Source organism: Pseudomonas sp. Fl4BN1 (assembly GCF_009908285.1).
Lineage (GTDB): Bacteria > Pseudomonadota > Gammaproteobacteria > Pseudomonadales > Pseudomonadaceae > Aquipseudomonas.
On sequence record NZ_JAAARM010000013.1, the window covers coordinates 43,855 to 66,837 of the forward strand.

Annotated in this window: 15 protein-coding genes; 9 read left to right on the forward strand and 6 right to left on the reverse strand. The window is 62.9% G+C overall.

Translation table 11 applies throughout. The features are described 5' to 3' along the window. Positions 1–82 precede the first annotated feature (82 nt). Positions 83–3,697: an ATP-binding protein gene (locus GV818_RS16265; protein ID WP_161758034.1), complete on the forward strand. Its 3,615-nt coding sequence runs from the start codon at positions 83–85 to the stop codon at positions 3,695–3,697. Positions 3,698–3,788: 91 nt separating this feature from the next. After that, entirely contained in the window at positions 3,789–5,054 is a 1,266-nt protein-coding gene (locus tag GV818_RS16270) for an EAL domain-containing response regulator (RefSeq protein ID WP_161758033.1), read from the forward strand. Here the strand turns inward: GV818_RS16270 and GV818_RS16275 are convergent. Beyond that, the gene (locus GV818_RS16275) at positions 5,051–5,704 is read right to left on the reverse strand and encodes a response regulator transcription factor (protein WP_178124944.1); all 654 of its coding nucleotides are present in this window, start codon (positions 5,702–5,704) and stop codon (positions 5,051–5,053) included. The genes GV818_RS16270 and GV818_RS16275 overlap by 4 nt on opposite strands. Positions 5,705–5,922: 218 nt before the next feature. On the opposite strand from GV818_RS16275, the gene GV818_RS16280 reads away from it, so the two are divergent. After that, on the forward strand, positions 5,923–6,210 hold the full coding sequence (locus GV818_RS16280; protein WP_161758031.1) for a DUF3509 domain-containing protein: 288 nt from the start codon (positions 5,923–5,925) through the stop codon (positions 6,208–6,210). Between the two features lie 167 nt (positions 6,211–6,377). Here GV818_RS16280 and GV818_RS16285 read toward each other — a convergent pair whose 3' ends face one another. Next, the gene (locus GV818_RS16285) at positions 6,378–7,229 is read right to left on the reverse strand and encodes a TIGR02285 family protein (RefSeq protein ID WP_161758030.1); all 852 of its coding nucleotides are present in this window, start codon (positions 7,227–7,229) and stop codon (positions 6,378–6,380) included. Between the two features lie 76 nt (positions 7,230–7,305). Continuing rightward, positions 7,306–8,505: a CaiB/BaiF CoA transferase family protein gene (locus tag GV818_RS16290; RefSeq protein WP_161758029.1), complete on the reverse strand. Its 1,200-nt coding sequence runs from the start codon at positions 8,503–8,505 to the stop codon at positions 7,306–7,308. Positions 8,506–8,822: 317 nt separating this feature from the next. Here GV818_RS16290 and bacA point away from each other — a divergent pair, with 317 nt between their 5' ends. From bacA to GV818_RS16320, 6 genes are all read left to right on the forward strand, one after another. Beyond that, a complete protein-coding gene (bacA, locus tag GV818_RS16295) occupies positions 8,823–9,443 on the forward strand; it encodes a biofilm formation regulator BacA (protein ID WP_161758028.1) in 621 nt (206 codons plus the stop codon). A gap of 15 nt (positions 9,444–9,458) precedes the next feature. Continuing rightward, positions 9,459–10,154 carry a PspA/IM30 family protein gene (locus GV818_RS16300; RefSeq protein WP_161758027.1) on the forward strand — a complete coding sequence of 232 codons (696 nt, stop codon included), beginning with the start codon at positions 9,459–9,461 and terminating at the stop codon, positions 10,152–10,154. 66 nt (positions 10,155–10,220) lie between these two features. Beyond that, positions 10,221–10,862, forward strand: a complete 642-nt coding sequence (locus GV818_RS16305) for an OB-fold-containig protein (protein WP_161758026.1) — start codon at positions 10,221–10,223, stop codon at positions 10,860–10,862. A 36-nt stretch (positions 10,863–10,898) separates the two neighbouring features. Next, the gene (locus tag GV818_RS16310) at positions 10,899–12,974 is read left to right on the forward strand and encodes a flotillin family protein (protein ID WP_161758025.1); all 2,076 of its coding nucleotides are present in this window, start codon (positions 10,899–10,901) and stop codon (positions 12,972–12,974) included. Between the two features lie 162 nt (positions 12,975–13,136). Continuing rightward, the gene (locus GV818_RS16315) at positions 13,137–18,386 is read left to right on the forward strand and encodes a DNA repair ATPase (RefSeq protein ID WP_161758024.1); all 5,250 of its coding nucleotides are present in this window, start codon (positions 13,137–13,139) and stop codon (positions 18,384–18,386) included. A 36-nt stretch (positions 18,387–18,422) separates the two neighbouring features. After that, positions 18,423–19,112, forward strand: a complete 690-nt coding sequence (locus GV818_RS16320) for a phospholipase D-like domain-containing protein (RefSeq protein ID WP_161758023.1) — start codon at positions 18,423–18,425, stop codon at positions 19,110–19,112. A 44-nt stretch (positions 19,113–19,156) separates the two neighbouring features. Here GV818_RS16320 and GV818_RS16325 read toward each other — a convergent pair whose 3' ends face one another. From GV818_RS16325 to GV818_RS16335, 3 genes are all read right to left on the reverse strand, one after another. Then, positions 19,157–20,059 carry a hypothetical protein gene (locus GV818_RS16325; protein ID WP_161776999.1) on the reverse strand — a complete coding sequence of 301 codons (903 nt, stop codon included), beginning with the start codon at positions 20,057–20,059 and terminating at the stop codon, positions 19,157–19,159. Positions 20,060–20,252: 193 nt separating this feature from the next. After that, complete coding sequence (locus GV818_RS16330) at positions 20,253–20,894, reverse strand: hypothetical protein (RefSeq protein ID WP_161758021.1); 642 nt, start codon at positions 20,892–20,894, stop codon at positions 20,253–20,255. A 146-nt stretch (positions 20,895–21,040) separates the two neighbouring features. Continuing rightward, positions 21,041–22,774: a hypothetical protein gene (locus GV818_RS16335; protein ID WP_161758020.1), complete on the reverse strand. Its 1,734-nt coding sequence runs from the start codon at positions 22,772–22,774 to the stop codon at positions 21,041–21,043. Between the last annotated feature and the right edge of the window lie 209 nt (positions 22,775–22,983).

Genomic DNA, 22,983 nt, shown 5'->3' on the forward strand with positions numbered 1-22,983 from the left:
TTGTCGTCCCACGAAGCCCGTCTCCTGACGGGCTTTGTTTTTTCATGCACAAGCTTGGCCCGCCAGGGGCAGGGAGGCCCGGATGATGCTTCGTCAAACTTACAGGGTGCGGCGCGCCTTGGGCCTGCTATTGCTGGGCCTGCTGGCCTGGGCCCTGCTCTGGGGTATGGCGCTGGCCGGTACGGCGAAGAATCTGCCCTTCAAACTGGTGCCGGCGTTCGTCGAGCTGGACCCTCTGACCCTGGCGCCCGCCGAGCGTCAATGGCTGGCGACGCATCCACGCCTGAGGGTGGGGATTGCCATTGATGACTACCAGCCCATTGACATCACCCGGGACCGCAATCGCTATCAGGGCATCAGCGCCGATTACCTCAGCCTGGTGGGCGAGCGATTGGGCGTGGCCATGGAAGTCCTGGGTTTTTCCGAGCGTGAGCAGGCGGTCGAAGCGCTGCGCAACGGCACCATCGATGTTCTGACCAGCGCCAATGGCTATGAGCGGGGCCTCTCTGGGCTGCGCTTCACCAGTGACTACATGCCCGACAGGGCCGTGGTGGTGGTGCGCCGTGACGGGTCGAGCCCCAGTGATGATCTGGCCGGAAAGAAGCTGGTGTTACTGGACGGGTATGCCAACGCCGAACAGGTTCATGCGGCGTATCCGAACAGTCAGATCATGCTCTCGCCCAACCTCTACAGCGGCCTTGAGGCATTGAACCAGGGCGACGCCGACGCCTTTATCGGCAATGAGATCATCGTGCGTGCCTACAAGGCCCTGCGCCCTTATCTGGCTGTGCATATCCAGGATGAAAGCCGCTTGCCGTCGACCGGCTTCGCCTTTGCCACCCGTGACGACAACGCGTTGCTGGCAGGCATGCTGGAGCAGGCACTGCAGAGCATCGACGAATCCCTGCAGCGGGAAATACAGGCCCGCTGGACCACCGGCCTGGGGGCGAACATCTCCGGTGAGCGCATCGAACTGAGCGCCGAGGAGCAGGCCTGGATTCTCCAGCATCCCCATGTGATGGTGGCGTCCCAGCAGTACCCGCCCAACGTGTTCAAGGACAAGGAGGGGCGCTGGGCTGGACTGAACATCGATCTGCTCAACCGTATCGCGCGCATGACCGGCCTGCATTTTGTGCACAAGGAGAGCCTTTCCACAGCACAGACCCTGGAGTGGCTGGAGAGTGGGCAGGCGCAGATGAACTCGACCCTCACGGCCAGTGAAGACCGGCGGTTGTTCCTGAATTTCTCCCATGCCTTTGGTGGTGCTGCCTGGGTCTTTGTCGTGCGCCCCGAGGATCGCCGCCTGAGCAGCCTGGAGCAGATGGCCGGTGAGGTACTGGCGTTGCCGGCGCGGCATACCCTTGAGAGTTACATCCGGCGCAACTATCCCGACATCCGACTGCGCAGCGTTGCCAGCTATGAGGAAGCTCGGGCCCTGGTCAGCAGTGGTGAAGCCCTGGCCACCATTCAGAACGAGGTCCAGGTCCAGGCGCTTGGGTTGGGGCCGGCTGACGATGGGCTCCGGGTGGGGCGCAGCGTTGAAGGCACTTGGTCCGCCGACGAGTTTTCCGTGCGCAAGGATCAGCCCGAGCTGCTGAGTATTCTCAACAAGTCGTTGGAGGCGCTGCCGGTGGCGGAGCTCAGCGCCATCCGTCTCAAATGGCTGGGGGCCACCCCGGTGCCGATGCCGGTCTGGCAGCGGGTGCCGACCTGGGTGTACTGGGCCATTTCCACCGCATTGCTGTTCGGTCTGATTTCCCTGGCCTGGAGCAGTCGGCTCAAGCTGCAGATTCAGCAGCGATTGCAGGCCGAGCAGCGGCTCAATGATCAGTTGGTGTTCATGCGGGCCCTGCTTGACGGCATTCCCAACCCGATCTTTGTCCGTGATCTGGAGGGGCGCCTGATCACCTGCAACAAGAGTTATGAACAGCAGTTGGGGACGAGCCTGGCGTTGATTCAGGGGCGACAACTGCCAGAGCTGGATCTGTTGCCTGCGGCCACCGCTCGCCAGCTGCATGGCGAGATCATGCAGTTGCTGGCGTCCGAGGAATCGGTGTTCGCCGACCGCCAGGTGGAGACGCGCAACGGGTCGATCCATGCCTATCAATGGACGGTTCCGTTCTACAGCGCCGAGGGCCGCCTGCAGGGCTTGCTGGGTGGCTGGATCGATATCACCGAGCGCAAGCGTCTGGAGAACCAGTTGGTGGAGGCGCGTCAGTCTGCCGATCAGGCCAATGCCGCGAAAAGCGCTTTTCTCTCCACCATGAGTCATGAGATCCGCACGCCGATGACCGCGATCATTGGCTTGCTGGAACTGGAGAAGGAGCAGGCCGGGATGCGGGGTGCGCCCTTCTCCGAGGCCCTGCGGGTGGCCTATCAGTCTGCCCAGGAGTTGATCAGTCTGATGGGGGACAGCCTTGATCTGGCCAAGATCGAGGCTGGTCATATGCAGTTGGTGCCGCAGGTCACCGCCCTCAAGCCGTTTTTCGAGAGTGTTCGGCAGCTCTTTGAGGTGACCGCACGCAACCAGGGAGTGCATTTGCAACTGGTGTTCAATGAGGAGGCCCGGGGGCGTTATCTCTTTGATCCCTTGCGCCTGCGCCAGGTCCTGCACAACCTGTTGAGCAACGCCTTGAAGTTCACCGCTGAAGGTGAGGTGCGGGTGACGGTTGAGCGCCAGCTCGATGAGTCTGGCATCCCGTGTCTGCGGATCAGCGTCGCGGACACCGGCCCGGGGATCAGTGCCGAGCAGCAAGCGAAGATATTCACGCCCTTTGTCCAGGCGGATGCCATGACCTCTTCGACCTACGGTGGTACCGGATTGGGTCTGAGCATCTGCCGGCAGTTGACCGAGTTGATGGGCGGGCGCATTCAACTGCTGAGTGAGCCGGGGGCCGGAACCGTTGTAGTGATCGAGCTGTATCTGGAGCGGGTCAGCGAGGATCTCGATCCGCCAGCCTCGCCGCCTGCCGAGCGCCCGCCGAGCCGCAGTATCGACGTGCTGGTGGTGGATGACTTGAGCGCCAATCGCATGGTCCTGAGCCAGCAATTGATGTTTCTCGGGCATCGGGTCGTGGCCTGCGGCAACGCCCGTGAGGCGCTGCAGCAATGGCGCTCCGGGACCTTTGATGTGCTGATGACCGATTGCAATATGCCGGGCATGAGTGGCTACGCCCTGACCGAGGCCATCCGCGAGATCGAGGCGCAGGAAGGGCGTGCGCCCTGTCCGGTGATCGGCTGCACGGCCAATGCCTTCGAAGACGAGCGAGAGCGTTGCGAGCGTGCGGGGATGGATCAGTTGCTGGTCAAGCCGGTGACCCTGGATCAGTTGGCCCAGTCGCTCGCCCGATTCCTGCCGTCGCCATCATTCAACATCCAGACCTTGCGCGGCATGACCCAGGCCGACGAGCACGTGCTGCAGCGCATGTTGCAGGAGTTGTTGCGCAACCTTGGCGAAGAGCAGCAGGCGCTGGAAGAGGCCTTGGTCGTGCAGGATTGGGGGCGCCTGGGAGGCACTTTGCATCGGCTCAAGGGGGTGTGTTGCCTGATCGACGCCTTGCCCCTGGCCAAGGCCTGTATCGAGCTGGAGGTGCTGGTCAAGGAGCGGCAGGGGCAGGCGCTGGGCAGGCAATGGCCGCAGTTGCTCGAGGTCATTGGGATGTTGCGCAGCGACATCCAGACAGCTCTGGACGAATAAGACTTGTCCTATGGGTGATTGGGATTCGTCTGATTATCGTATCGGCCTGTAGTGGACTGTTCCCACCTACGCCGTATCGGAGGTTGCCCCCATGCATTCGCTTAAAGTGCTGATTCTCGAAGACAACTCGTTCCAATTGATGGCCTTGCACCAGATGCTCAACGCCAATGGCGTGTTCAACGTGCTGACCGCCGAGAACCCGGAGTCCGCACGGCGTTCGCTGGACAGCAAGGGGCCGGTGGATATCGCTATCTGCGATCTGTACCTGGAGCAGACCGATGGGCTGGAGCTGATCCGCGAACTGGCCCTTGAGCAGCAGGCCAAGGCTCTGATCATTCTCAGCGACGCCGAGCCGGATGTACTTGAGGGCACGGCCGGCATGGCTCGCGAGCTGGGGTTGAAAGTGCTCGCGTGCCTGCCCAAGCCGGCTTCGGCCGCGGTGATCGGCGACCTGCTCTGTGCCTATCAGCAGCACTCCCGGGCAGGCGGCCCCGAGCTGAACCAGACCTTGCTCCGGGACTTGCTCGGCCTTGAGCCCTTTGTCCTTGAGGCGGTGACCCAGGATGAGGGGCTGGCGGCGGTATTGGCGTGTGGTGTCGCGCACTTTCAGCCGGTCATCCACCAGCACGGCGGGCTGCAAGGCGTCGAGGCGCTGGCGCGCTGGCAGCACCCCGAGCGGGGCTTGCTGATGCCTGGCGAGTTTTTGCCCCTGATCGAGTTCGCCGGCCTGCAGGAGGTCTTCACCTGGCACATGCTGGAGCAGGCGCTTGAGCTGGTGGCCGGAGTCAAGCTGGTGCTGGGCCACTGGCTGCCGATTGCCGTAAACATTCCCATCGGCATCCTTGAGCGGCCATTGTTCCCGCGTCAGTTGGAGGCGTTGCTGAGGCGCTTCGAAGTGCCGGCGCGGATGTTGACCCTGGAAGTGATCGACACCACGCAGCTGCAGACCGATACCGCCCATGTCGAGGCGCTGCTGCGCTTGCGGATGATCGGCTGCAAGTTGTCCATCGGCGATTTCGGTACCGGTGGAACCAGCCTGCAACGCTTGCTGGAGCTGCCTTTCACCGAGCTGAAGATTCCTCCGGTGTTTGTCGCAGGCATGGCCGACGATGAGCGCAAGCGGGCGCTGGTCGGCGGTGCGATGAGCATGGCGCGACGCATGTCCCTGGGGGTGGTGGTGACGGGGATCGAGACCGAGTCCGACTGTATGGCTGCCAAGGGCTTGGGAGCGGCTCACCTGCAGGGTTGTTTTATTGCCCCGCCGCTGAGCGCCGCCGAGACGCGCCAATGGCTGGCCGAGACCCACGGGCTGGGGTGCAACGGCCTTGGCCAGCAGGCGGCCGGTTTGTGTGCTTAGGACAGCCCGTGTTCCTGAACATAGATGTACAGCGCGGCCTCGCTGGAAAGGCCGAGTTTGCGCATGGCGCTGACTTTCTGCGCGCTGACGGTCTGTTTGCTACGGTTGAGCTGGGCGGCGATGGTTCCCACCGCGTGGCCGGCGGCCAGCAGGCGGATCACTTCCAGTTCCCGGGGCGACAACTGATCCTTGGAGACCAGCCGGTCTGGCCCCACTTCGCCGGCGAGGCTCAATGCCCGCTTGATGGCCTGGGCCACATAGGGTTTGTGCTGTCGCGCATGGGCAATGGCTGACGGCAGTTCATCGGCCAGGCTGGCCTTGCTCAGCAACCCCGTCACGCCCAGGTCGAGGATCGAGCGAAACAGTCCGGCGTGGTTGAGCATGGTCACCACCACGATGGGCAGGTCGGGATGATGCCGGCGCAATTGCTCGATCAGTCGCAGCCCGTCGTTCTGCTGCTCCTCGGGCATCATGAAATCCGTGACCAGCACATCGCATTCGACCTCCTGCATCAGTTGGGTCAGGGCGGAAGGCGAACGGGCTTCGCCGACGATAGCCAGGCTGTTGTCCTGTTCCAGCACCGCACGCAAACCGATCAGGAAGATCGGGTGGTCGTCGGCAAGGATGATGCGCAATTTGTTGTTCGACATTGCTTTCAAAGCTTGGGCTCCAATGCAACGGCGGCGTGGTTTGCGCCTGGTCGGCCGTTTTATATCTGTCATGTTACCCGTGCATGCTCGAATGACTCAGGTCGGCAGCAGTAGGTGTGGCGAACTTTCTTCTCTGGGCGATGGTCACTTGAATGTCAGAAAGCTACCGGCATTTTTGTTTTCGAACCTTTTATTCGAGCTATTGAGTGGTGATCTAGATGGAAAGTATCAGTCTTTTATTGAGCGAGGCACTGAGTCCCTACCTGGTCACCCTAACGCCTGGCGGCGCCCACGGTGAATGCCTGCTGAGCTTGAAGAATGCTTCAGGTGCCATCGTTGTGGAACGTGAAGTCAATCAGGCCCAGCTCACCGACAAGCGTTTACTCACTGATGTTGTCGATGGCTTGCACCGTGACGTGCTGATCGCCGAAGGGCGGTTGGAGCCCTGCGTGATTGCCGCGCTGCGCCATGTCGCCGAAGGCAAGGTTTTCGATCGGCGCAACTGACAAATTTTTTATGGAACCTTCCAGCCATCCTGTCAGTCAGACTCAGTATCAGCAGGATCAGGCATTGTGCTCCGGTGCTTGTAGCCTGCTGGTACGGGTCGTCAAAGACCACGTTTAACCCCGAGTCGTCTCCCCACTTCTCGGGGTTTCTTTTTGCCCGGCGTTTGTCAGTGGTCCTTTAGATCCTGGAAATAGCTTCGGGCGTCGGCGCGGTATTCGTCGCGCATCCCGGGTTCCAGCCAGGCTGCATACAACTCCACCAGACGTTCCTCGCGCAGTTTGAGCAGGGTCTGGTTGATGCGGGTGATGGCTAGCCGGCCCTGGGGAGTATCGGAGCAGCCGACATGGACTTCCTGGTACTTGCTGATGCCTTCGATCGGGTAGAACTCCAGGTCCTGGGGGTCGATGCCTTGCTGTACGGCCTGATAGCGGATTTCCGCCCGGTAGCCCAGGAGCAATTGCAGGCGCCCCAGGCGTTGCATCTGCAGCAGGCTGCCCAGGGCGTCGTTGCCATAGTGGGCATGAATGGCACTGGGCGGGACTTGCTGCAGCAGGTTGTCGAGTTGTTGCCCATAGCTGCGCTCGGCCACCACCCCGAGCAACTCCTTGCCGCTGTCCAGCAGGCCGTGCAGGTCGACCTTGCCGTCATGGATAAACTGCGTCAGTTGCTCGCGGTCGGCGCGACGAATCGCCAGGCCATTGCTCAGCACGCGAAAGCTGGTGATCGAGAAGGCCACCCATTGCGCGCGCTCCTTGCTCCAGATCAGCGAAGGATCGCAGGTGAAGCTCGGCTCGCGCAGCATCTGCATGCCACGGGCGCGATTGACCCGAACCAGCTCGTGTTGGTATTCCGGCAGGTTGGCGATCAGTTGCGGCATCAGCAGATCGATGACGCCGTGGCCCTTTTGCTCCCCCTCGAAGATGCTCAAGGGCGGAAAGTCGCGCAGTAGCCAGGTGATGATTTCTCCGGCGTGGCTGGGGGCGCTGGGCAGCCACAGCAATAGCGCCGCAAGCGGCATTGCGAGCCGGACGAGGCACTGCTTCGCGCGCTGGATTGCCCGTTGCAGGGCGTCTGTGTGAGACCGGTGTTTCAGCTTAGATTGCCCCAGTATTGCGCAGGTGTTGGATCTGCTCGCTGTTGTAGCCCAGGCTCGCAAGGATTTCTGTTGAGTGCTCGCCGAGTTCCGGACCGACCCACTCCGCGGAGCCGGGAGTCTCAGAGAGTTTCGGCACGATGCCGGGCATCTTGAAGGCCTTGCCGTCGGGCAGCTTGGCCTGGAGGAACATTTCCCGGGCAAGGAATTGCGGGTCGTGGAACATGTCCTCGGCGCTGAAGATCCGGCTGGCCGGGACTTCGGCCTGGTTCAGTTGCTCCAGCACCCGGTCCAGGGGCAGCGAGGCCACCCAGCGATCAATCACCCCGTAGAGTTCGTCGCGGCGGCTATCGCGCCCGTCGTTGCTGGCCAGGCCCGGGTCATTGGCCAGGTCCTCGCGGCCGATGATCAACATGAAGCGCTTGAAGATGGCATCACCGTTGGCGCCGATCTGCACGTGCTTGCCGTCGGCACTGGTGTGGATCGACGAAGGCGTGATGCCGGGCATGATGTTGCCGCTGCGCTCACGGATGAAGCCGAACACATCGAACTCCGGAACCATGCTTTCCATCATGGCGAAGATCGCCTCGTACAACGCCACGTCCACCACTTGCCCCTGGCCGCCGTTGACCTCGCGGTGCCGCAGGGCCATCAGCGCGCCGATCACCCCCCACAGTGCGGCGATGGAGTCGCCGATGGAGATCCCGGTACGCACCGGCGGCCGATCCTCGAAACCGGTGATGTAACGCAGGCCGCCCATGGATTCACCTACCGCGCCGAAGCCCGGTTGGTCCTTCATTGGCCCGGTCTGGCCGAAGCCCGACAGGCGCACCATCACCAGTTTCGGGTTGAGGGCGTGCAGCACGTCCCAGCCCAGGCCGAGCTTCTCCAGCACGCCGGGACGGAAATTCTCGATCAGGATGTCCGCTTCGCCCAGCAACTGCTTGAGCACCGCCAAGCCTTCCGGATGCTTGAGGTTCAGGGTCAGGGACTTCTTGTTGCGTGCCTGGACGAACCACCACAGCGAGGTGCCCTCATACAGCTTGCGCCACTTGCGCAATGGGTCGCCGCCATCCGGAGACTCGACCTTGATCACTTCGGCACCGAACTCGGCGCAGATACGCGAGGCGAAGGGGCCGGCGATCAGGGTGCCGAGTTCAATCACTTTCAATCCGGCGAGGGGCTTGCTGAGGCTATTCATGAGGCATCCGCTGGGCAGGAAAATCCGCTTAGCCTAGACCATTGGTCGCCATTAAGGCAGCGCCGGCTACCTGCCATTATTGATTATTTGCGGGTTGGGCCTGGGACAATTGTGCTTCTCATTCGCTTTGTTGGCGGGTTTAATGACGCCGCTTGAAAAAGTAGCAGTTGCGAAAGATGAAAAAGGGTCTATGCGGCCGTTGCCGGTTTCGCGGTTTGCCCTGCGACCCGTCTGATATTTTTTGTTACAAACATCACCTGTAAATTTTACATGTGATGAATTGAAAACCTTACATGTGATGTTTTAGTCTCTGCGTCATGGAAAACAAATCCTCAGCTCATTACCAACGTTTATTCCGCCAGCGCCTGCGTGATCAGGGCTTGGTGAAAAAGGAAGTCTGGATACTGCCGGAGAACGCCCAGGCGTTGCTGGCGGTTGAACGCAAACTGCGTCAGCCCTTAGAAGGGCTGGCTCCTGTGGAAAAGGATGGAGAAGTGAGCATGCCGCAGATCTGGAATGCCCGATCGCTGTGCCAGGCCCTGGTGGCCACCGAGTTGTTCAACAGCGGCGAAGCCAGCGTTGAACTGCTTGAAGGGGCCGAGCCGAGCTTGCACGTGACCATGCGCGAATACGGCGACTTGCCGCTGTTCGTCGCCTTGTCCGGCGAGCAGATCCTGGTGGAGGCGCTGCTCTGGCCGCAAAGCGAAGTGACCGACGTGGCTGCGTTCAACGAGGAAGTGCTGCTGAGCCGCCAGTTGTTCCCGCTGTCGAGCATCGGCCTGGAAGCCCGCTTCGACGGCGAGCGCCACTACATGATGTTCGGCGCCCTGAGTGCCACTTCGATTCTCTCCAACGTGCTCTACGAGATCGAAACCCTGGCCAGTAACGTGATCAGGGCAACCGAGGCCTACGAAGGCTACCTGAAGGCTCAGGCCTGACCTGGAGGAATGCACATGAACGTATGGAGCAAGCTGCTCACCGCGCTGCGCGGTGGTGCCAATGAGGCGGGCGAGGCCCTGGTGGACAGCCAGGCGCTGAGGATTCTCGATCAGGAGATCCGTGACGCCGATCAGGAACTGCGCAAGTCCAAGGAAGCCCTGGCCGAGATCATGGCGCGGCAGAAACTCGCCGCCGAGCGCGCCGACCGCAGCGCGGCCAAGGTCGCCGAGTATGAAAGCTACGCCCTCAAGGCCCTGGAAGCGGGTAATGAAACCCTGGCCCAGGAAGTGGCGCAGAAGATCGCCAATCTGGAAAACGACCTGGCCGTGGAACGCGAGCAGGCCGACGGTTTTGCCGCCAGCGTGGCGCAGTTGCGCAAGGCCGTGACCCAGGCCGAAGGCAATATCAAACATTTGAAACAGCAGGTGGATACCGTCAAGGCCACCGAGAGCGTGCAGAAGGCCCAGCAGGCTGTGGCCCAGCGCTACGGCGGCTCGCAGAGCAAGCTGCACACTGCCGTGGAGTCCCTGGAGCGGATCAAGCAGAAGCAGGCTGAGCGCGCGGCAAAGATGGACGCCGCTGCCGAGCTGGCCAACACCAGCAACCCGGACGATGCCCTGGACGCCAAGTTGCGTGAAGCCGGGATCGTCGCTGGCAGCACCAGCGCCGACAGCGTGCTGGCGCGCCTCAAGGACCGCAACAAGTCCTGATTCACCGTTGTGTTGTAGGGGCAGGGCCGTCGGGCCTTGCCTGGCTTTTTCAGGGATAGGAAAGCAATGGAAATCTTCCTGCAGACAGTGTTGTCGTTCCCCACAGTGCTGTTCAGCTTCATGCTCTGTCTGGCAGTGATCTACTGGGCCGTGGTTGCCATGGGCATGCTTGATGTCGACCTGCTGGACTTCGAGGCCGACTCGCTGCTCGACAGCGCTCACGCCACCGAAGGCCTGGCCGGGCTGCTGATCAAGTTCAAGCTCAACGGGGTGCCGGTCACCCTGGTGCTGACCCTGCTGACGTTCTTCAGCTGGTTCCTGACCTATTTCGCCGAACTCTACATTCTCAGTCACCTGCCGCTGGGCTGGCTGCGCTATCCCCTGGGTCTGTTGCTGGCGATGGTCGCGCTGTTTCTGGCCGCGCCCATCAGCGCCGCAATCTGTAGCCCGCTACGTCCGCTGTTTCACAAGATGGAAGCTACCAGCAGCCAATCGGTGCTGGGGCAGACCGCTGTGGTACGCAGCGGCCGGGTCACCCTGGAGCACGGCGAAGCTGTGCTCGAGAACGGCGGCGCGGGCCTGATCCTGCGTGTGCGTGCCGATGAAACACAAGCTTTCAAACGCGGCGATCGCGTCGTGTTACTGGAGTATCTGCAGGCGCAACACGCCTATAGGGTCATTACCGAGGACGAGTTTCGCGGCCTCTGAGCCCGGACTTCCTCAGAATCAAAGGAGATTGATTGCATGAATTTACCGTCGCTGCTGCCCATCCTGCTCGGGATTGGCCTCGTCGTCCTGGTGGTCTTCGGCCTGTTGGCCTTGTTCAAGGCCTTTTACATCAAGGTCCCCCAAGGCACGGCGCTGATTGTCAACGACATGTCCTCGACCCCCAAGGTGCACTTCACCGGCGCCCTGGTGTACCCGGTCATCCACCTCAAGGAGTTCATGCGCATTTCGCTGATCACCCTGGAAGTTGATCGTCGGGCCAAGGACGGGCTGATCTGCCGCGACAACATGCGCGCCGACATCACCGTGGCCTTCTACCTGCGGGTCAATGAAACCCAGGAAGACGTGCTCAAGGTGGCCAAGGCCATTGGTGTCGACCGCGCCTCTGATCGCGCGGCAGTCAACGAGCTGTTCAACGCCAAGTTCTCCGAAGCGCTGAAAACCGTGGGCAAGCAGTTCGACTTCGTCCAACTGTTCGAAAATCGCCAGGATTTCCGCGACCGGATCATCGAGATCATCGGCAACGACCTCAACGGTTACGTGCTGGAAGACGTGGCCATCGACTACCTGGAACAGACGGCCAAGCACTCCCTGGATCCGAGCAACATTCTCGACGCCGAGGGTATCCGCAAGATCACCGAGCTGACCGCGACACAGAACGTCATCACCAACGAACTGGAATGCAACCAGGCGCTGGCGATCCAGAAGAAAAACGTTGAGACCCGCGAAGCCTCGCTGTCCCTGGAACGCCAGCAGGCCGACGCTGAAGCGCGGCAGAAGCGCGAGATTGAAACCATCCGTGCCCGCGAAGAAGCCGAAACCGCCAAGGTCAAGGAAGAAGAGCGCCTGAAGGCCGAACAAGCACGCATTCAGTCCCAGCAGGAAATCGACGTGCGCACCGAGAACCATCAGCGCGAAGTCGAAGTGGCCCAGCAGAACCGCCAGCGTGCCGTGGTCATCGAGGTGGAAAAAGTCACCCGTGCCAAGGACCTGGAAGTGGTGGCTCGCGAGCGTGAAGTCGAGCTGCAGCGCATCGAGAAAGAAAAGGCCCTGGAAGAGCAGCGCAAGAACATCGCCACGGTGATTCGTGAGCGGGTAGCGGTAGAGAAAACCGTGGCCCAGGAAGAAGAACGGATCAAGGAAGTGCGCGAGATTTCCGAAGCCGAACGCGCCAAGCAAGTGGTGGTGATCCAGGCCCAGGCCGAAGCCGAGCAGGACCTGGTGCGCCAGGTCAAACAGGCCGAGGCCGACGAGACCCGCTCCAAACACAAGGCGGTGGAAATCAACAACCTGGCCCAGGCCGAACTGGAAGCCGCGGCCAAACAGGCCGAAGCCAAGAAACGCCTGGCCGAAGGCCTGGAAGCCGAGCGCGCCGCGCCTGGCCTGGCGGATGCCCGAGTGCTGGAAATCACTGCTGCGGCCCAGGAAAAAGAAGGCCTGGCTCAAGCCCGCGTACGCACCGAGCAGTTGATTGCCGAAGCCCGTGGCGAACAGGAAAAAGGCCTGGCCGACGCACGCATCATGGAAGCCCAGGCGGCTGCCAAAGAGAAAGACGGCCTGGCGGAAGCCAAGGTCATGGAAGAAAAACTCGGGGCTCAGGCCCGTGGCGAAGAGCAACTGGGCGCGGCCAAGGCCAAGGCCACCAAGGACCTGGGTTCGGCCGAAGCCGAGGTGCTGCTGCAGCGCCTGAACGCCGAGGCCGAAGGTCTGGGCAAGAAGTTCAGTGCTCTGGATTCCCTCAGCGACAGCGCGCGCCAGCACGAAGAATTCCGCATGCAACTGGAGAAGAACTTCGAGGAAGCGATGGCCGCCATCGCCGCCAACAAGGAAATCGCCAAGGACCAGGCCGAAGTACTGTCTGCTGCCCTCAGCAAGGCCAAGATCGAGATCGTCGGTGGCGAAGGCGACTTCTTCAACTCCTTTGCCAAGTCGCTGTCGGTGGGCAAGGCCATCGAGGGCGTGGTGGGCAAGAGCCCGGTGGTCCAGGACGTCCTGGCGCGCCTGCTCAACGGCAAGAGCGCCCCGGCCGTAGCGGCCGAGCTGGCTGCCGCTGCCGTTACGCGCAAGGTTGAGGCGCCCTCTGCCGAAGCCTGAAATGCCTGACCCCACCTGATTCACCCGCGCTCCCCGGCCCCGCAGCCGTCGTCTGTATCGACGGCTCCAGGGCGGGTGCCGCTGCGGGCGTTTCAGGTACTGGGCTCCAGGTTTCAGGAGCCCGCTTTTTTTGCACACCGCCGTAGATCCAGGAAGGCCACGATGTCGGACGCTCAAGTCGCAACTCCCCCGCAGGACGTATTGGACAAGGCCGTCGCCGAAGGCGGCGCCTATGAGGTGCTGCAAAAGCGCCTGCTGGACCAGGGCCAGCGCCTGCGGGCCACCACCGACAGCCTCAACCAGAGGCGTCTCGACGAGTTCGGCAACAGCCGCATGGAAGTGGTCGGGCGGGTGCGCATCCGTACCGAGAACAACTGCATCGCCCGGGACATCGTCCAGGTCGGCGACTGCCTGCTGTTTGGCTACAACGTGTTTATCGGCCTGAAGAAGGAAACCAGCGTCGCCGACGTGTTTTCCCTCTACCGGCTGGTGGAAGAGGGCGAAGGCTATGAAGCCGAGCCCGTGCCCCTGGAAGGCAGCTTCCTGGCTGCCCAGGGCTTCCTCAATGATTTCAATGAGCTCTACACCTATTACAAGAACACCCGCCTGCTGCAACTGGCGATCCGTGACGGCAAGCTGCTGGCGAGTTTCCAGATCGGCGAGCGCGTCACCGATGTGCGGGTGTTCCGCTGGTCGATCTCGGTGGACGGCCGGGACGTGCGTTACATCGACAACCGCGGCGAGCGCGATATCGCCCTGCCGGCGCCCTTCGATTTCGAATGGAAGAAAGCCACCCGCGAGATGGTGGTGGAAGGGCGCTTTCCGCACCTGAACATCCTCGACACGGTGTTCGTCGAAACCATCGGCGGCGACCTGACCATCAAGGTCGAAAACAATACCGAATCGGGCCTGGGCATCTACCGCGAAGAGGTGCTGGACAAGACCCAGTCCCTGGACGACTCGCAGATCGAATTCGCCCGCCTGGGCAGCCTGATCCTGCTCAAGGTCCTGCCGTACCGCGAAGAGCAGTGGCGCTACCTGGTGTTCAACAGCCTGACCCGCCAGGTCGAACGCATCGACGCCATCGGCCTGGCCTGCGTGCAACTGCCGGAAGACCACGGGATCATCTTCCCCGGCGGTTATTACCTGCAGAGCGGCGAGTACAAGACCTTCGAGCAGTCCATGGAAGGCATGCGCTACAAGCGCTCGGTGCGCTCGCCCAACGGTGAAGATGTGCAGTACATCTTCTACCACCCCGAGCAGGGCCGCTCGGTGCTGCTGACCTACAACATGATCAACCGCCAGTTGCAGAACCCGCTGTTCGGCCACGGCTACGCGCGCCTGGAAGACGGGCGCATGGTGATCTTCGCTGCCGAAGGCGATGAGCCGACCCGAGTCCATCCGATGCAGGTCTGGCAGACGCCGTTCTTCACCGAGGAGTTTGCCGCGCGGCAACCGACCCGCAGCGGTTTCCTTGGGCGCATCGGCAACGCCGAACTGGTGCGCAGCGTGTCCGATCTCTACGACCTGTGCCGCGAGATCGACACCCCGGCGGTGTCGGTGCAGCGTTATTCGCTGCTGTGCCAGAACACCCGGCGCCTGTTCGACGTCTACCACTGGCTGGGCAGTGCCGAGCTCGACGGCCTGGCCCCGCTGCTGCGGGAAGTGGCCTCCACCTCGGAACTGGTGCTGGACGAATACGAGAAAGTCGAGAGCATCCGCCGTCAGTCGGACCAGGCCATGGTGGCCGCCGAGGCCAAGCAGAAAGCCCTGCTGGACAGCCTGCTGGTGGACAGCTGGGACCAGGTGCAGAGCTTCGTCGATGCACTGAACGGCATCACCGCCCAGCGCGGCCTGTTGCTGACCATTCGCGACTACCGCTACATCGACGTGGCGCGCATCGACGCCATGGAAGCCGAGCTGCTCAAGGCCCAGGAGCGCACCGCCGCCGGCACCGCGACCTTCCTCGCCAGCGAGCAGGCCCTGCTGCCCTTCGTCACCCAGCTCGAAACCCTGGACGCCCAGGCGCAGAAAGCCGAGACCGTGGCCCAGCTCAGCGAGCCCCTGGGGGCCCTGCAAGCCATGGCCGGCGACCTGGACATGCTGTCCGGCCTGATGGCCTCGTTGCAGATCGACGACGCCACCCAGCGCACCCGGATCATCGAATCCATCTCGCAGATCTACGCCCGCCTGAACCAGGCCAAGGCCCGCGCCGAACAACGGCGCAAGGGCCTGGGCTCGACCGAGACCGTGGCGCAGTTCGGCGCCCAGTTCAAACTCTTCAGCCAGGGCATCACCAATGCCCTGGCCCAGGCCCAGGACCCCGAGCGCTGCGACGAACAACTGTCGCGGTTGCTGGTGCAGCTTGAAGAACTGGAGAGTCGCTTTGGCGATCACGAACAGTTCCTCGGCGACATCCTCGGCAAGCGCGAGGAATTGCTGGAAACCTTCGAGGCCCACAAGCAATCGCTGCTCGACGAGCGCCAGCGCAAGGCCCAGGGCCTGCTGGACGCGGCGCGGCGGATTCTCGACAGCCTCGGCCGGCGCACCGCCAAGTTCACCCAGGCCGAAGAGCTCAACGCGTTCTTCGCCGCCGACCCGCTGATCCTCAAATTGCGCGAGTTGGCCGAGCGTCTGCGCGAGCTCAAGGACAGCGTCAAGGCCGACGATGTCGAGTCGCGCCTCAAGGGCGCCCGGGACCAGGCCGTGCGCGCCCTGCGCGACAAGACCGAGCTGTTCGAAGAGGGTGGCAACGTCATCAAGCTCGGCCCGCGCCACCGCTTCAGCGTCAACACCCAGGAACTGGACCTGACCCTGATGCCCCGGGGTGATGAGCTGCACCTGCACCTCACCGGCACCGATTTCCTCGAACCGTTGCGCGACCCCGAGCTGGAGGCCCTGCGGGACTTCTGGCAGGTGGCCCTGGAGTCGGAGTCGGCCCAGCTGTACCGCGCCGAATACCTCGCCGGGCAAGTGCTGGACGCTGCCGACCGAGGCGCGGAAGGCCTGAGCCTGGAAAGCCTGAAACCCTTGCTGGCGCACCCCGAAGAACTGGCGCGGGTGATCCGCGACTTCGCCGCGCCGCGCTACAAGGAAGGCTACGAGAAGGGCATCCACGACCACGACGCCGCCGCGATCCTCCTGCACCTGTTGCCCCTGCGCGACAGCGCCGGTCTGCTGCGTTTCGGCGCGGCGGCGCGAGCCTTCGCCGCACTCTTCTGGGCCCGCCAGCAGCACCAGCCGCAGCCCCGGCAATGGGCTGAGCGGGCTCGCACCAGTCGGCATATCCAGCAACTGTTCGGCCGCCGTGAAGGCTTGCTGCAGTTGCAGGAAGAAATCCTCCTGGCGCTGCAGGACTGGCGCCAGCAGCAGGCCTTCAGCCTGCCGGCGGAGCTGTTGCCGGAGGCTGCTGAGTACCTGGTGCAGGAACTGGCGGCGGACCGGATCGAGTTCACCTTCAGCAAGTACGCCAAGCAGTTGCAGGAAGCCCTGACCCTGCGCCTGCAAGGCGCACGCATGTGGGACGACTACCAGCAGGCCCTGGCCCAGCTGGCAGAGCGCCCGGCCGCGCAATGGGCGCTGGCCGGCAACTGGCTGTCGGCGCTGTGCGCCGAAGGCGAGTTCGCCGAATGGAGCGACTACGTGCCCGAGGCCGTGGCCCTGTCGCTGCTGGGCGAGGATTTTGCCAAGCGCATCACCGAAGTCGACCTGCGGTTCAAGGTCGACAACCTGATGGGCGAACACCCGCGCATCCAGGAACGCAGCCTGTCCCTCACCGTGGACGGTTTCTTCGCCCGCCTGCGAGCTCACCGCGAACAGTTCCTGCCCGGCCTGCAGCGCTACCAGGCCCTGCGCCAGGGCATCATCAGCCGCGAGCGCTCGGCCCTGCGCCTCAGCGAATTCAAGCCGCGGCCGTTGAGCTCCTTCGTGCGCAACAAGCTGATCAACGACGTGTACCTGGGCTTTATCGGCGACAACCTGGCCAAGCAGATGGGCACCGTGGGCGAGAACAAGCGCACCGACCTGATGGGCCTGCTGATGCTGATTTCGCCACCGGGCTACGGCAAGACCACCCTGATGGAATACGTGGCGCACCGCCTGGGCCTGATCTTCATGAAGATCAACGGCCCGGCCCTGGGCCACCAGGTGCGCTCCCTGGACCCGGCCCAGGCGCCGGACGCCACTTCGCGCCAGGAGCTGGAGAAGCTCAACCTGGCCCTGGAGATGGGCAACAACGTGATGCTCTATGTCGACGACATCCAGCACACCCACCCGGAATTCCTGCAGAAGTTCATCTCGCTGTGTGACGGCACTCGACGTATCGAGGGCGTGTGGAAAGACCGCACCAAGACCTACGACATGCGCGGCAAGAAATTCTGCGTGGTGATGTCGGGCAACCCGTACACCGAGTCCGGCGAGGTGTTCAAGATCCCCGACATGCTGGCCAACCGGGCGGACATCTATAACCTCGGCGACACCCTGGGGGGCATGCAGGACGCCTTCGCCCTGAGTTACATCGAGAACGGCCTGACCTCCAACTCGGTGCTGGCGCCATTGGCCACCCGCGACATGGCCGACGTCTACCGCTTCGTCGCCAAGGCCGAGGGCAAGGCCTTCTCCAGCAATGAGCTGAGCCACAGCTACAGCGGCGCCGAGATCAACGAGATCACCACCACCCTGCAACGCCTGATGCAGATCCGCGACGTGGTGCTGCGGGTCAACCAGCAGTACATCGCCAGTGCGGCCCAGGCCGATCAGTACCGCAGCGAACCAGCGTTCAGGCTGCAGGGCAGCTACCGCAACATGAACAAGATGGCCGAGAAAATCTCGGCGGTGATGAACGATGCCGAGCTCCTGCAACTGCTGGCCGACCACTACCAGGGCGAGTCCCAGCTGCTGACCACCGGCGCTGAGGAAAACCTGCTCAAGCTCGCCGAGCTGCGCGGTAACCAGACCCCGGAACAGAGCGAACGCTGGACCCAGATCAAGCGCGACTTCGTGCGCAACCGTTCCATGGGCGGCAGCGACAGCGATGTCGGCACCCGGGTGGTGGCTCAGCTCAACGATCTGGTCGAGGGCGTACGTGGCCTGGCCCGGCCGCCAGTGGACGAGGCCGAGGCGGCCAAGCCCTGGCGTGAACTGCTGGCCGGCCTGGAGCGACTGGGGCAGCAAACGCCGCATATCGAAGTTGAGCTGCAAACGCCGGAACAGCCAGGCATGCGTGAAGTGCTGGAAGGCCTGGTCGAGCAGCTGGAAAACAGCTTCCTGCCGCTGATCAAGGTGATGCACAAGAAGATCGACGTCGACCTGCACGGTCATCACCGCATCAGCGACATTGCCAACCGTCTCGACGAACTGAGCCGCATGCTCAGCAACGGCGAGGTTCCGACCCTCAAGGACCCCCAACCGTAGAGGCCGGCTTGCCGGCGCCTACCCAAGGATCACGACATGGATTTTGCCCACCTGGACCAGCAACTGCGCGACAGCCTGCAGGACCTGAAACTGAGCAATGAAGAGCGCGACGAACTGCGCCAACTGGGCAGTGAGCTGGGCACCGACCAGGTGCGCTACCTGCGCAATCGGGCCTTCGATCTGGTGCGCGAGTTGAGCCTGGCCGACAGCGCTAATGTGCTGCCGGCGCTGAAATGGCTGGAGCAGGTGATCAAGACCCTGGATACCCACAGCGCCCCGGTGCGGGACATGGCCAGTGCCCACTTCAGCCCCGGCGAGGACTGCCGGCGCAAGATCCGCGACCTGTGCCGCCAGGCCCGGATCTCGGTGGACATCTGCGTGTTCACCATTTCCGACGATCAGCTGAGCGACGAGATCCGTGCCTGCCATAAGCGCGGCGTGGTGGTGCGGGTGATCAGCGACAGTGAAAAGCAGTTCGATGTCGGCAGCGATATCGCGGCGCTACGGGAGGCCGGGGTGCCGGTGCGGATCGACGACACGCCGTTCCACATGCACCACAAGTTCGCCGTGTTCGATGGCCGTACCCTGCTCAACGGCAGCTTCAACTGGACCCGCAGCGCCACCACCGGCAATGAAGAGAACCTGCTGGTGATCGATCATCCGCAACTGGTGGCCAGTTATCTCAAGGAGTTCAACGAGCTCTGGAGCCGCTACGCGCCGCGTTGATCGGCTGTGCGCCGCCAAGGAGGGCGGCGCTGTGGGTTATCCGCTTAGTTGAACTGCGGCAGTTCCTTCCAGAACGGATCGCTATCGAGCTTGTCCAGCAAGCGTTTTTTCAGTTCGACGATGCGCTCGGGGGCGCCGCTGTGCAGGCTGTCGAGGGCCTCGTGCAGCCGCGGCAGAGGGTTGCTCTGGGTGCACATGTTATCCAGGGTGAGCATCTCGACCGCCTCTTCGAGGCGTGCCTGCTCGATGTGGCTGTTCAGCAGGTCGCGCTCCAGAGGCTCTCTAGCGAACGCATTGCTACCCAACAGCGCGTACAGCGCCTCGGCCTTTTCCGAGTTGCCGAGGCTCAAGTAGCTGCACGCGATGAACGCCCGATGGTAGCTGTGGAGGTCTTCGCCGATCTCGGGGTCGTCCAGTTCTTCCAGCAGTTTCAGGGCCTTGTCCAACAGTTGTTCGGCTTGCGCCGTGTGTCCCAGTTCATGCAACAGGCGGGCCTGGACGCGGTATTTATCCAGGCGGTCCGAGGTGTCGATCTGCTCGCTGAGCCGGGTCAGTTCTTCCAGGCTGTTGCTGACCAGCCAGCTGTCCCGTTGCAGCGATGGCAAGCCGGCCTGGACCTGCAACTGGATTTCCAGTGCGCTCATCCGGCACCAGGACCAGGCATCCTGGCCACGCAGCTTTTCCAACTCGGCCATGGCCTGCTCGAAGAGCGATGTACGCCACGCGGCCTGGGCATCGATATTCGCCCACAGATTGAGCAGCAGATTGAAGCGCTGCTCGGGGGCCTGCTGCTGGCTGTCGAGCAGGGCCTGCGCTTGCGCGCTTGAACCTTGCGCGGCATGCCACAGCAGCAGGCTCAGCAGCAGGTGGTCGCTGATCTCGGAGGGCGCGCAGGCGAGCAGGCGCAGGGCGATGTCGCTGTGGTTTTTCTGCAGGAGCGAATCCATCAGCCTGGCGTAATCCTGGTTCGTGGCACTAGCGCCAGCCTGTGTCAGCCAAGCGAAGGCTGGCTCGGGGTATCCGGCTTCAAGCAGGACCGCCCCGGCGGTTGCCAGCCCGGCGGGTTGCAGCTGCGAGCCGAGCCCGGGAATCTCCTGAATCCGGCCCTGAGCCAGGTACTCAAGCAGAACCGCCCGCAGTTCATCGGGCAAGGGCTGGTAATGAACCACCCATGCCCAGGCATATTGCAGGCTGATGGCGGCAGCCGCTTCCAGCCCTGAAGCATATTGCAGGCTGGCCAGCAGTCGGTTGTCGGGGGCCGCTCAAGGTCTGGCTGCGCGATTCTTCCGACAGGGCACTGAGTTCCATGATCAGGCGTTGGGTTTGTGTCGAATCGCCGCGGGCCTGGGCTACCTGCACTGCCAGGATCAAGGGCAGCGCCTCGTGCTGGGCGTTGTGCTTGAGCAGGTCCAGGGCAGCTTGCGGCTGTTTTTGGGCGAACAGTGTGCTGAGCATGTCGCCCAGCGCAACGTCCCTGTGAGGGGGGCTGAGCTCGTTCAGGATGGTCGTCGCCCTGTCGGTCCGCCCGGCGTTGAACAAGGCGCCGATGACTTGGACGAGGATCAGTGGCTTGGCTGTCGGGCTCAGGCGCTGCGCCAGTTGATAGGCCAGTTCGGGGTCGAAGGCGTTGAGCAGCGCCAGCCGTTCGATCTTCTGGAGTTCTTCTGTTGTGGGCGTCTGTGGAGTGAGGGACGGGGCGGCACTGCTGTCGTCGCGCAGAAATGTCCAGAAGACGACGACCAGTACAACGATGACAAGAACAAGACCAAGACCGATATCCATGGGGATCCTTTGCGCTACCTCGTTTGCGCCGCTTTGCGTCATGCATAGCTCTATGGCGTGCGGGGTTATCAGGGAGCAGTGGGCACGTGGCAAGCCACGGGGCCCGCTACGCGCCCCGTTGAGGGCGTGCAGCGGGGCGCACTCGGTCAGGCGTGCTGGGAAGCGCGCATGGCTTCACCGCTGATCAGCCGGTCCAGCAGTTGTTGCTGGAACTCGGCGGCGCGCTCGGGGGCCCGTTGATGCATCTCCTCCAGGGCTTGATACAGGCGTGACAGGGGTTTCTTGTCACTGAGCAGGGTGCTCAGATTCAGCGCCTCGATGGCCTGGGCAAAGCGCTGGTGCTGGATGTGGTGCAGCAGCAAGTCCTCTTCCAGCATGTGGCTGCCGGCGTCCTGCGCGTGCAGCTGATCCTGCAGGGCCTGGGCCGCTTCTGCCTCGTCGAGGTACAGGTAGGCGCTGGCAATGTCCTCCAGGTAGATGGTTTTCACGTCTTCGTCGATCTCCGGCAACGGAGCGCTGTCCAGCAGTTTCATTGCCTGCTCCAACAGCGTCCTGGCCTGGGCGGTCTGGTCCAGGTCATGCAATAGCCGGGCTTGTTGGCAGAGGTGCAGCAGTTGCTGCTCGGCATCCTGCTGCTCGCGCAGGTTGTGCATTTCCTCAAGGCTGCTACGCACCAGCCAGCTGTCCCGGCGATGGGCAGGCAGGCGGCTCTGGGCTTGCAGTTGGACCTGCAGGGCGTGCAAGCGCATGCCACCCCAGAACTCCGATTCGTGCTTGTAGCCGTCGATCAGTTGCAGGGCCTGGGCCAGTAGCGCGGCAGTCCATTGCGGCTGCGCCTGGTGCTGCTCTTCGCAGAGGCTGAGCATCAGGGTCGGACGCTGGGACGCTTCACTGACCCGCTCTTGCAGCAGGGCCTCGGCTTCAGCGGTGCGGCCCTGTGCCGCCAGATGGTTGAGCAGGTGCAGGAGCAGGCCGTGCTGATGCAGGTCGGGGACAACGTCCAGCAGGCGCAGGGCAAGATCGAGTTGCTGGCGCTTCAGGGCCGAGTCCATCAACGCGCTGTAGGTTGTGTAGTAGAGGGAGCCGTTGTCTGCCATCAGGCTGAAGGCCGGCTCCGTTTGGCCGGCCTCGAACAGGGCGAGGATGGCCTGGACCTGTTCTTCGGCAGCCAGTGCCGGCGTCCGGGCGAGGACCAGTTCAAACCGGCCCTGGGCCGCGCACTCATCGAACAGGCTGCGCCACTCCGTCAGATAGCGCCCCGCGGCGGGGTCCTGGAATTGGGCCCAGGCCCGTTCGAGGCTGAGCAGCGCCTGGTCTTGCATTCCCGCCTTAAATTGCAGGCCGGAGAGGGTCAGGATGTTGCTGATGCTCTGCTCTTCCGGGGCTGCGGGGTTTTGCGGATCGCTCAGCTCGCCCAGCACGGCCAGGGCACGTTCCTGCTCGCCGCGGGCCTGAAGAATGCGTACCTGCAGCAGTGGCCAACTGGGCAGGGGCTGGCCCCACTGGTCCAGCAGTTCCAGGCAGGCCTGGGTATCGTCGGTGTCGAGCAGCGACTCGATCAGCGTATTGAGGACGTATTCCCGAGCATCGGGCGGCAGTTGCCTGCCTATTTCCAGAGCCTTGGCCTTGTGCCCCGCGAGGTAGAGTTCGGCGGCCACCAATTGCAGCGCCAGCTCCCGGAGCTCGCCGCTCAGGCGCTCGGCCAGTTTCAGCGCCAGCAGCGGTTCGGATTTGCTCAGCAGCAGGGTTTGGTTGATTTGCGCGGTAATGTCGCTGGCAGCTGGCAGGGCCTCGTTCTGTTCAGCCATTTTCTGGCGGGAGTACAAAATCAATGCGATGAACACCAGCACGATGACAAGCAGGGTGACAAAGAGGGTCATGGACGTCCTTTTCTATTGAGCGGCGGCATTGGCGCGGTGCGCGCCAGCCGATTCGCGCGGGCGTTATAAAACCCTGGCGGCAGGCTGGCAACTGTCTTTACCGAGGCAATGCATTGCTGCGGATTTCAGCAGAAGGCCCGCCGGCCGGTCAGCGGTCGGGCAGGGCGGCGGGTTTCGGGTTAGACTTGCCGCCTTTTCGCACACTCAAG